We start from the raw sequence: 10,369 nt of genomic DNA, 5'->3' as shown, positions 1-10,369 counted from the left end.
CCAGCAGCGCGCCGGGCGGGCGCGGCGAGGAACCCCAGGTGCGCACCACCGTGGCCAGCAATACCCGCCGGCCTTCGCTCAGCCAGCGCCGGGCCCGCTGCAGCACTTCGAGGTCCAGGCTATCCATGTCGTGTTTTCTCCGTGGGGTACTTCTGTCCAGCTTGTCGCCCCTTTCATGGGGCGGCGGCCGGATCGGTTGTGGCCGGCGGACGCGGGGTCGGGTCCGGTCGATTGCTTGGAACGCTAGCAGGAAGCATTCCCCGGGGATGGCGGTGATGCGTTGGTGGGGATGAGGGACACAGGCGGAAAAAGCCAAGCCCAGCTTCGCCCGCCGGAGCGCCCTGCAGGGTTGAGGGAGAGGGGGAGGCGCTGGGCTGACACTGCCGCCCCTGCGGAGCGCCCACTCTCCCCTGCCCCTTCCTCCTCAGGCCTTCAACTGCTCCCCGATGGGCAGGGCCCGGATGCGCTTGCCGGTCGCCGCATACAGCGCATTCACCAGCGCCGGCGCCAGCGGCGGCACGCCCGGCTCGCCGACGCCGGTGGGCTTCTCCGCCGAGGGCATGATGTGCACCTCCACCTTGGGCATCTCGTTGATGCGCAGCACCGGGTAGTCGTGGAAGTTGGACTGCTCCACCTGGCCATCCTTCAGCGTGATGGCGCCGGTGAGGGCCGCGGCCAGGCCGTAGCCGATGCCGCCTTCCATCTGCGCGCGGATCACGTCCGGATTCACCGCGATGCCGCAGTCGACCGCGCACACCACCCTGTCCACCTTGAAGCTGCCGTCGGCGGCCACCGTCACTTCCACCACCTGGGCGACGTAGCTGTTGAAGGATTCGTGCACCGCCACGCCGCGGCCGCGCTTGCCATCCTTGGCCGCCGGCAGTGGCTTGGCCCAGCCCGCCTTGTCCGCCGCCAGCTTGAGCACGCCGGCGTGGCGCGGGTGGGCGGCGAGCAGCTCCATGCGGTAGGCCACCGGGTCGGCCTTGGCCGCCACCGCCAGCTCGTCCATGAAGACTTCGGTGGCGAAGCCGGTGTGGGTGGAGCCGACCGAGCGCCACCACTGCACCGGCACCTTCAGCTCGGCGCCGGGGGTGTGCAGGTCCACCAGCAGGTTGGGAATGGCGTAGGGCAGGTTGGCGGCGCCTTCCACCGAGGTGGCGTCCACGCCGTCCTTGATCATCATGGGCTCGAAGGGCGAGCCCTTGATGATGGACTGGCCGACGATGCGCTGCTCCCAGGCCAGCGGCTTGCCCTGGCCGTCCAGCGCGGCGCGCAGGCGGTGCAGGTAGAGCGGGCGGTAGAAGCCGGCGCGCATGTCGTCTTCCCGCGACCACACCAGCTTCACCGGCGCGCGGCCGTCTATGGCCTTGACGATGTGGGCGGTCTCCAGCAGGTAATCGGACAGCGGATTGGCGCGCCGGCCGAAGCTGCCGCCGGCATACAGCATGTGCAGGGTGACCTGCTCCGGCTTGAGGCCGAACAGCTGGGCGATGTTGGCCTGGTCCACCGTCTGGAACTGCTCGCCGTTCCACACCTCGCAGCCCTCGGCGCTCAGCCGCATCACGCAGTTGATGGGCTCCATGGCGGCATGGGCGAGGTAGGGGAAGTCGTACTCCGCCTCCAGCACCTTGGCGGCCTTGCCGAGTTCGCCGCTGGCGTCGCCATCGCGGCGGGCGACCGCGCCGGAAGTGGCGGCGAGCTTGCGGTAGTCGGCGAACAGCTGCTCGCTGCTGCCGCGCCAGGCCTGGGAGTCGTCCCATTCCACCTGCAGCGCCTCGCGCGCCTTCTTCGCCGTCCAGTAGCTGTCGGCCAGCACCGCGACGCCGGTGGGGATGCGCACCACGTCCGCCACGCCGGGCACGGCGCGCGCCGCCTTGTCGTCCACACTGCGCACCGTGCTGCCGAAGCGCGGCGGGTGGGCCACCACCGCCACCAGCATGCCGGGCAGCTTCACGTCCTGGGTGAATTGCGCCTGGCCGGTGGTCTTGGCCACGCTGTCCTTGCGCGGCGCGCTGCGGCCGATGAGCTTGAAATCCTTGGGGTCCTTCAGCGCGACCTTTTCCGGCACCGGCAGCCGGCCGGCGGCCTCCGCCAGTTCGCCGAAGCCGGCCTTGCGCCCGCTCCTGGCGTGGCTGACGACGCCGTTGGCCACCTGGATCTCTGCCGTCGGCACCTTCCAGCGCTCGGCGGCGGCCTGCACCAGCATGGCGCGGGCGGCGGCGCCGGCCTGGCGCAGCTGCTCGAAGGAGTTGGCGATGGCGGTGCTGCCGCCGGTGCCCTGCGCCGGTCCCCAGAACAGGTTGTTGTAGCGGCCGGCATCCGCCGGCGCGCCTTCCACCACCACCTTCTTCCAGTCGGCGTCCAGTTCTTCGGCGACCAGGGTGGCGAGGCCGGTGTAGGTGCCCTGCCCCATCTCCAGGTGCTTGGAGAGCACGGTGACGGTGCCGTCACTGCCGATGCGGACGAAGGCGTTGGGCGAGAAGCTGCCGGCCGCCTGCGGGCCGCTGCCGGCGATGCCGGGGCCGGCCACGCCCGGCTGCGCGGCCTGCGCCGCCGGCAGCACCAGCGCCAGGGTGAGGCCGGCGCCGCTCTTGAGGAAGTCGCGGCGGGAAACGTTGTGGATGCGGGAATTCATGATCGTGCGCTCCTTACGCCAGGGCCTTGGCGGCTTCGTGGATGGCGGCGCGGATGCGCACGTAGGTCGCACATCGACAAATGTTGCCGCTCATGGCGGCGTCGATGTCGGCATCGGTCGGCTTGGGATTGCCGGCCAGCAGCGCGGTGGCGGACATGATCTGGCCGGACTGGCAGTAGCCGCACTGCACCACGTCCAGCTTCTGCCAGGCCGCCTGCACCGCCTTGCCGGCGCGTTCCATGCCCACGCCCTCGATGGTGGTGATGCGGGCGCCGGCGGCGGCCGACAGCGGGGTGGAGCAGGAGCGGATGGGCGTGCCGTTCAGATGCACCGTACAGGCGCCGCACAGGCCCATGCCGCAGCCGAACTTGGTGCCGGTGAGGTTGAGGTCGTCGCGCAGAGCCCACAGCAGGGGCGTATCGTCCGGCAGCTCGGAGCTGACCTGCTTACCGTTGAGCGTGAAACGGGTCATCGGGCGTCTCCTGGGAGGAAGGGTGGGAGCCAAAGGGAAAAGGGCGCAGGCATGTGGGCGCCATGTTGTTCTTGCATGCCGTGCTGCAGCCTAGACGCTTTGTCTTTTAAGATCGACGTGCCAATGATGGAAGAGCCATGAAGCCAGCCTTAAGAATCGAGCCCGCCCTGCTGCCCGCCCTCGCCGCCTTCGAGTGCGTCGCCCGCCACGCCAGCTTCAGCCGCGCCGCGGCGGAGATGGGCCTCTCGGCCTCGGCGCTGTCCCAGTCCATGCGCACGCTGGAGCAACGCCTGGGCGTGCGGCTGCTGGCACGCACCACTCGCCGCGTCGGCCTCACCGAGGAGGGCGCGCGGGTGCTGGACGGCGTGCGCCGTGGCCTGGCCGAGTTGGGCGGGGCGATAGAAACCCTGGACGAGGTGCGCGACCAGCCCAGCGGCACGGTGCGCATCACCCTGTCGCGGCTGGCCTATGTCCGGCTGTTCGCGCCCCACGTCGCCAGCTTCGCGGAGCGCTATCCGGCGGTGGGCCTGGAGTTCGCGCTGGACGACGGGCTGACCGACATCGTCGCCGAGGGCTTCGACGCCGGCGTGCGCCTGGGCGGCAACATCGAGGCGGACATGGTGGCGGTGCCCATCAGCACGCCGGAGCGACTGGCGACGGTGGCCGCCCCCGCCTACTTCGCCCGCCGCCCGCCGCCGCAGACGCTGGAAGACCTCGCCGCCCACGACTGCAGCCGCTTCCGCTACATCACCAGCGGCCGGGTGGCGCGCTGGTTCTACCAGCGCGAGGGCCGGCCGGTGGAACTGGAGGTGAACGGCCGCTTCGTGGTGAACGACCTGGACGCGGAGCTGGACCTGGCGCGGCGCGGGCTGGTGCTGGCGCAGGTGATCGAATCGATGGCCGCCGAGGACATCCGCAGCGGCCGGCTGGTGACGGTGCTGGAGAGCTACGCGCCCTCGCTGAGCCGCGCCTATCTCTACTTCCCCCGCAGCACCCAGATGCCGCCACGGCTGAGGGTGTTCATCGACCATTTCCTGGCGGCGAACGAGGAAGGGCGGGAGCAGGGGAAGACTGGGGCGGACGAACCTAAAGCGGTGAGCCTTTGAAGCGCTGGGCGGAGCAGGCGCCGGCTTGCTCCCCCTCGCGGGCAGAGGCGGAAAAAGCGAAGCACGGCCTCGCCCGCCGGAGCGCCCTGTGGCATGCAGGTCGCCAGGCCGGGGCGCGGAGCAGAGTCTGGGGGAAAGCTAGGGGACGGGCGGTGCCCCTGGCGGGTCGCCCCCTCTCCCCGGCCTTCCCCCACGACGGGGGAGGGAAAAAGCAGGGGCTGCGGCACGAGTGCGTCATCTGTACCGCCGGAAACGCAGCGGGCCGCAGTATCTACGGCCCGCTGACCTGGCGCGGCCTGTCAGCCCCGCCACCGATCTAAACCGCCTCAGACCGAGACAGCCGACTCCCGCGTCACCCCGGCCAGCGACTCCCGGGTGATCTCGGCAATCGTCTTGGCGCCGGTCAGCGTCATCGCCACCTTCATTTCCTTCTCGAACAGGGTCAGCAGGTTCTCCACGCCGGCCTCACCAGCGGCGGCCAGGGCGTAGACGAAGGCGCGGCCCAGCATCACCGCGTCGGCGCCGAGGGCGATCATGCGCACCACGTCCAGGCCGTTGCGGATGCCGGAGTCGGCGAGGATCTTGAGCTCGCCTTTCACCGCGTCGGCGATGGCCGGCATCGCGCGGGCGCTGGAGAGCACGCCGTCGAGCTGGCGGCCGCCGTGGTTGGAGACGACGATGCCGTCGGCGCCGAAGCGCACCGCGTCGCGGGCATCTTCCGGGTCGAGGATGCCCTTGATCACCATCGGGCCTTCCCAGAATTCGCGTATCCACTCCAGGTCCTTCCACGAGATGGAGGGATCGAAGTTGGCCGCCAGCCAGCCGATGTAGTCGGCCAGGCCGGTGGGGTGGCCGCGGTAGGCTGAGATATTGCCGAGGTCGTGCGGCTTGCCCAGCAGGCCGACGTCCCAGGCCCAGGCGGGGTGGGTCACCGCCTGCAGCATGCGGCGCAGCGGCGCGTTAGGGCCGCTCATGCCGGAGTGGGCGTCGCGGTAGCGGGCGCCGGGGGTGGGCATGTCAACGGTGAACACCAGGGTGGTAACGCCGGCGGCCTTGGCCCGCTCCAGGGCGTTGCGCATGAAGCCGCGATCCTTCAGCACGTAGAGCTGGAACCACATCGGCCGGTCTATGGCCGGCACCACTTCCTCGATGGGGCACACCGACACGGTCGACAGGGTGAAGGGCACGCCCTTCTTCGCCGCCGCCCGCGCCGCCTGCACTTCGCCGCGGCGGGCGTACATGCCGGTGAGGCCGACCGGCGCCAGCGCCACCGGCATCGCCAGCTTCTCGCCGAACAGCTCGGTTTCCAGGCTGAGCTCGGACATGTTGCGCAGGATGCGCTGGCGCAGGGCGATGTCCGCCAGGTCGGAGACGTTGCGCCGCAGCGTGTGCTCGGCGTAGGCGCCGCCATCGATGTAGTGGAACAGGAAGGGCGGCAGCCGGCTTTCGGCGGCGGCGCGGTAGTCGGTGGAAGCGGAAATGATCATGTTCGCTCGCGTTCGGCAGGTGGAAGGCGGGAGGCACGGGCCCGGCGGGCTTCGTCCTCGTCCAGTGTGCGCAAGGAGTCGTGCACGAAAACAAGGTGGGCGTGCGCCGCGGCGCTGGCGCGTTCCGGGTCGCCGGCCAGGATGGCGTCCATCATTTCCCGGTGCTGTGCGGACAGCGGGTTGAAGGTGCGCGGCGACACGTAGAGCTTCTCCCGGCTCTGGGAGATGTTGGTCTGCAGCAGGTCGAACAGGCCGCGCATCACCTGCAGCAGCACCAGGTTGTGCGAGGCCTCGGCGATGGAGAGGTGGAAGGCGGCGTCGGCCACCGCCTCGCCGGCCGGGTCGTTCTTGCCGTGGGCGGCCATCATGGTGTCGAAGGCCTCGCGGATGCGCGCGCGGTCGTCGTCGGTGGCGCGCAGCGCGGCGTGCCAGGCGGTGGCGCCTTCCAGCGCGTAGCGGGTTTCCAGTACGTCGAAACGGTATTCCGGATCGCCCTGGAACAGCGGCAGGAAGGGCTCCAGCGGCCCGACCACCCGCTGGGTGGGCGTGCGCGCCGCCTGCACGAAGGTGCCGCCGCCCACCCGGGCGGCGAGCAGGCCCTGCGCGCTGAGCTGGGCGATGGCCTCGCGCAGGGCGGTGCGCGAAACGCCCAGCTCCAGCGCCAGCGCGCGCTCGGCGGGCAGGCGGTCGCCGGCCTGGAGGCCGCGCTGGGAGATGAGTTGCCGCAGTTCTGCGGCAACCCGGTCGGACAGACGTTCGGAAGTGCGGGTCGTTTTCATCCCGCTATTTTCCGGCAGCCGCCGCGCGGGCGGCTGCACCGCGTGCCCGAAACAACATGGAAGCGCAAGGCCGGCGCATGGCCTCAGGGAATCATCCAGGGCACCACATAGGCCTGCAGCGTGGTGATGATGCCCACCAGCGTGCAGAACACCAGGCTGTGGCGCACGGTGAAGCGGAACAGGTCCGACTCCTTGCCGGCCAGGCCGACCGCCGCGCAGGCGATGGCGATGGACTGCGGCGAGATCATCTTGCCGGTGACGCCGCCGGTGGTGTTGGCCGCCACCAGCAGGATGTCGGAGACGCCGATCTGGTGCGCGGTGTTGGCCTGCAGCGCGGCGAACAGGGCGTTGGCCGAGGTATCCGAACCGGTCAGGAATACGCCCAGCCAGCCGAGGAAGGGCGAGAAGAAGGTGAAGGCGTGGCCGGTGTGCGCCAGGGCCAGCGCCAGCGTGGCGGAGAGGCCGGAGTAGTTGGCGATGAAGGCGAAGGCCAGCACCATGCCGATGGAGTAGATGGGCATGCGCAGCCCGTACACCGTTTCGCCGAAGGTCTTCACCGCTTCCGCCGGACGCATGCGCAGCAGCAGGATGGAGATCAGCGCGGCGAACAGGATGGCGGTGCCGGTGGCGGAGAACCAGTCGAACTTGTACACCGCCTCGTACAGCGTCGGCTTGGCGACGATGGGCGGCATCTTCTGCACCAGCGCGTCCAGCGAGGGCACCGGGAACTTGATGATCCAGCTCTCCAGCGCGCCGCCCTTGGCGAACAGGGCCTTGAACGGCTTCACGCTCCAGATGGTGACCATGGCGGTCAGGATCAGGAAGGGCGACCAGGCCTTGATGATCTGGCCGGCGCTGTAGTGGCTGTGGGCTTCCTGCTGCACCTTGGCGTCCAGGTGCGCGTCGGCATCCTCGAAACGGAAGATGCGCTTGGGCTGCCAGCGCTTCAGGAACAGGGTCAGGCACACCAGCGAGGCCAGCGAGGAGGTGATGTCCGGCAGCTCGGGGCCGATGAAATTGGAAGTGAGGTATTGGACGATGGCGAAGGAGCCGCCGGCCACGATCACCGCCGGCCAGGTTTCCTTCACGCCGCGCCAGCCGTCCATGATGGCCATGATCCAGAACAGCACGATGACTGTCAGGAAGGGCAGCTGGCGGCCCGCCATCTGGCCGATGTGGAAGGCATCCAGCCCGGTCACCTGGCCGGCGACGATGATGGGAATGCCCATCGCGCCGAAGGCCACCGGCGCGGTGTTCACGATCAGGCACAGGCCGGCGGCGTACAGCGGCTTGAAGCCCAGGCCGACCAGCAGTGCGGCGGTGATGGCCACCGGCGCGCCGAAGCCCGCGGCACCTTCCAGGAAGGCGCCGAAGGAGAAGCCCACCATCAGCATCTGCAGGCGCTGATCCTCCGTCACCGAGAGGATGGAGGCGCGGATGATGTCGAACTGGCCGGTTTTCACCGACACCTTGTAGAGGAAAACCGCGCCGATGATGATCCAGGCGATCGGCCACAGGCCGTAGAAGAAGCCGTACACGCCGGAAGCCAGCGCCCGCTCCAGCGGCATGCGGTAGAAAAAGAGCGCCACCAGCAGCGCGATGATCACGGTGATGGTGCCGGCCATCCAGCCCTTCATCCGCAGCACCGCGAGGGCGACGAAGAAGAAGGCGATCGGCAGCAGCGCGATCAGGCTGGACAACCAGAGGTTGCCAGCCGGGTCATAGAGTTGTTCCCAGGCCTGCATTGTTTTCTCACTCCCGTTCATCCTCGGCGGGTACGCCGCCGGGTGTGGACGTCGTCCACTTGATTTATTTTTTGATTGGTCATACCAATTAGCGAATCGGTATAACCAAACGGTGCGGATTAAAACGGGGTTTCCGGGGAAACGTCAATTGGGGCAGACAGATAGAGGCGAAATTTTCCTCTTATTGGTAAGACCAATACCCGAAAAGAATGGAAAACAACCGGGCGAATAACCTTATTTGCAGTGCACCAATCCGCCTCCCTTCTGGCCTCGCGCGACTGTGTTGCATTCCATACAACTCGTTTGACATATATAAGACCTAATACAAGGGAAAGATGTAACAGGCCCGGCAGCCGCACCGGCTGCACCGCACCGCACCGCCCGCGTAGCGGCTGCCGGCAACCGTGGCCTTGGGGCGGCTTCCCCACTGCAATCCTCCCGCCGCCTCCCGACCGGCGGCCTGCGCCCCCACGGCCGGCCCGGCGCCCGAAAAGGGCAGTCGCCGCATACCTCCGAGGGGAGCCGGGGCTGGCGGCCGGCCGGAGGCGGCGGTAGCATCCCTGCCCTTTACGCCCCGGGCCTTCGCATGACTTCCGCACCCGCCCGCGCCTGCGGCATCGACTTCGGCACCTCCAATTCCACCGCCGGCTGGCTGCGCCCCGGCCTGCCCACGCTGCTGCCGCTGGAAGACGGCAAGCCCACCCTGCCCTCGGCGGTGTTCTTCAACGCCGACGAGGACAGCACCCACTACGGCCGCGACGCGCTGGCCGAATACCTGGAAGGCTACGAAGGCCGGCTGATGCGGGCGCTGAAGAGCCTGCTCGGCAGCAGCCTCATCGACGGCCATACCGAGGTGCTGGGCCGCGCCCTCTCCTTCCGCGAGCTGCTCGCCAGCTTCATCGGCGAACTCAAGCGCCGCGCCGAAACCGCCGCCGGCCGCGGCTTCGACCAGGCGGTGTTCGGCCGCCCGGTGCACTTCGTGGACGAGGACGCCGCCGCCGACCGCAAGGCGCAGGACACGCTGGAAGACATCGCCCGCCGCGTCGGCTTCCGCGAAGTCAGCTTCCAGTTCGAACCCATAGGCGCGGCGCTGCACTACGAAGCCTCGCTGACGCGCGAGGAGCTGGTGCTGATCGCCGACATCGGCGGCGGCACCGCCGACTTCTCGCTGGTGCGCCTGTCGCCGGAGCGCGCCCGCCGGGCCGACCGCAGCGACGACCTGCTGGGCAACGCCGGCGTGCACATCGGCGGCACCGACTTCGACCGCGCCCTCAGCCTGGACTGCGTGATGCCGCTGCTGGGCTACCGCGGCCGCATGAAGAACGGCGCCGCCATCCCCTCCAGCATCTACTTCCAGCTCGCCACCTGGCACACCATCAACAGCGCCTACACCCGCCAGACCTGGGCCGACCTGCAGAACATCTACCGCGACGCCGAGGCGCGCGAAGAACTGGACCGCCTCTCCCGCCTGATCAACAACCGCGAAGGCCACTGGCTGGCGCTGCAGGTGGAACAGGCCAAGATCGACCTCTCCGCCGCGCCCAGCGCCACGCTGGAGCTGGGCCGCCTGCAGCCCGGCTTCACCCACGCCATCGACGCCGCCGCCTTCACCGCCGCCACCACCTCGCTGGTGGACCGGGTGGCCGAAACGGTGGCCGCCCTGCTGGCCCAGGCCGGCGTCGCCCGCGACCGGGTGGACACCCTCTACTTCACCGGCGGCGCCAGCGGCGTCGCCCAGCTGCGCGCCCGCATCGCCGCCGAACTGCCGCAGGCGCGCAGCGTGGAAGGCGACCTCTACGGCAGCATCGGCGCCGGCCTGGCGGTGGAAGCGGCGCGGCGTTACGGTTGAGGCAGCGGGCGAAGGGCGCGGAATACTCAGCCTGTGCCGGGCCTGGAGCCGCGGCGGGGCGTAAAGCCCGCGCACAGCCCTGGCCTGGCGAGCACCGTGCAAACGAAACCGGAAAGCGCGATCGCCAGCCCGCAGGCAAACGGATAGCCTCGACGCTGCCGGCCCATGCGCCAGCAAACGGCTCAGGAGAACAGGCCGCTCCCACGCCGGCACCGTGGCCGGCAGCCCGACCGCCGCGCCCTTGAACCAGAACAAACGACAAAAGCCCTCGACATGACCCCAGCCCCGCTCCCCGC

General features: G+C 69.4%; 8 protein-coding genes. 2 read left to right on the top strand and 6 right to left on the bottom strand.

All coding sequences use genetic code 11. The features are described 5' to 3' along the window. The 3 genes from GRF61_RS21715 to GRF61_RS21705 all read right to left on the bottom strand — a co-directional run. Positions 1-127: XdhC family protein (locus tag GRF61_RS21715; RefSeq protein WP_169150967.1), on the bottom strand; the 127-nt coding region annotated here is incomplete at its 3' end. 297 nt (positions 128-424) lie between these two features. Beyond that, positions 425-2,635: a xanthine dehydrogenase family protein molybdopterin-binding subunit gene (locus GRF61_RS21710; protein WP_169152710.1), complete on the bottom strand. Its 2,211-nt coding sequence runs from the start codon at positions 2,633-2,635 to the stop codon at positions 425-427. A 13-nt stretch (positions 2,636-2,648) separates the two neighbouring features. After that, positions 2,649-3,107: a (2Fe-2S)-binding protein gene (locus GRF61_RS21705; RefSeq protein WP_169152709.1), complete on the bottom strand. Its 459-nt coding sequence runs from the start codon at positions 3,105-3,107 to the stop codon at positions 2,649-2,651. A gap of 137 nt (positions 3,108-3,244) precedes the next feature. Here GRF61_RS21705 and GRF61_RS21700 point away from each other — a divergent pair, with 137 nt between their 5' ends. Further along, positions 3,245-4,213, top strand: coding sequence for a LysR family transcriptional regulator (locus GRF61_RS21700; RefSeq protein WP_169152708.1), 969 nt, complete (start codon positions 3,245-3,247; stop codon positions 4,211-4,213). A gap of 326 nt (positions 4,214-4,539) precedes the next feature. On the opposite strand, the gene lldD is transcribed toward GRF61_RS21700, so the two are convergent. From lldD to lldP, 3 genes are all read right to left on the bottom strand, one after another. After that, positions 4,540-5,700 carry an FMN-dependent L-lactate dehydrogenase LldD gene (gene lldD, locus GRF61_RS21695; protein WP_169152707.1) on the bottom strand — a complete coding sequence of 387 codons (1,161 nt, stop codon included), beginning with the start codon at positions 5,698-5,700 and terminating at the stop codon, positions 4,540-4,542. Further along, on the bottom strand, positions 5,697-6,479 hold the full coding sequence (lldR, locus tag GRF61_RS21690; protein ID WP_169152706.1) for a transcriptional regulator LldR: 783 nt from the start codon (positions 6,477-6,479) through the stop codon (positions 5,697-5,699). The genes lldD and lldR overlap by 4 nt, the downstream gene beginning before the upstream one ends. Before the next feature lie 83 nt (positions 6,480-6,562). Then, the gene (gene lldP / locus GRF61_RS21685) at positions 6,563-8,224 is read right to left on the bottom strand and encodes an L-lactate permease (protein ID WP_169152705.1); all 1,662 of its coding nucleotides are present in this window, start codon (positions 8,222-8,224) and stop codon (positions 6,563-6,565) included. Between the two features lie 586 nt (positions 8,225-8,810). Between lldP and GRF61_RS21680 the strand changes: the two genes are divergently transcribed. Continuing rightward, positions 8,811-10,073, top strand: coding sequence for an Hsp70 family protein (locus tag GRF61_RS21680; protein WP_169152704.1), 1,263 nt, complete (start codon positions 8,811-8,813; stop codon positions 10,071-10,073). Positions 10,074-10,369: the final 296 nt, after the last annotated feature.

This window comes from Azoarcus sp. TTM-91 (assembly GCF_012911025.1).
Taxonomy (GTDB): Bacteria; Pseudomonadota; Gammaproteobacteria; order Burkholderiales; family Rhodocyclaceae; genus Azoarcus.
Note: the sequence above shows the minus strand (reverse complement) of the source record. Positions and strands in the feature narration are given on the sequence as shown.

Excerpts from the sequence above, each read along its gene's own strand:
- lldD (WP_169152707.1), bottom strand. The coding sequence starts at position 5,700 with ATGATCATTTCCGCTTCCACCGACTACCGCGCCGCCGCCGAAAGCCGG.
- GRF61_RS21710 (WP_169152710.1), bottom strand. The coding sequence starts at position 2,635 with ATGAATTCCCGCATCCACAACGTTTCCCGCCGCGACTTCCTCAAGAGC.
- lldP (WP_169152705.1), bottom strand. The coding sequence starts at position 8,224 with ATGCAGGCCTGGGAACAACTCTATGACCCGGCTGGCAACCTCTGGTTG.
- GRF61_RS21700 (WP_169152708.1), top strand. The coding sequence starts at position 3,245 with ATGAAGCCAGCCTTAAGAATCGAGCCCGCCCTGCTGCCCGCCCTCGCC.
- lldR (WP_169152706.1), bottom strand. The coding sequence starts at position 6,479 with ATGAAAACGACCCGCACTTCCGAACGTCTGTCCGACCGGGTTGCCGCA.
- GRF61_RS21705 (WP_169152709.1), bottom strand. The coding sequence starts at position 3,107 with ATGACCCGTTTCACGCTCAACGGTAAGCAGGTCAGCTCCGAGCTGCCG.
- GRF61_RS21680 (WP_169152704.1), top strand. The coding sequence starts at position 8,811 with ATGACTTCCGCACCCGCCCGCGCCTGCGGCATCGACTTCGGCACCTCC.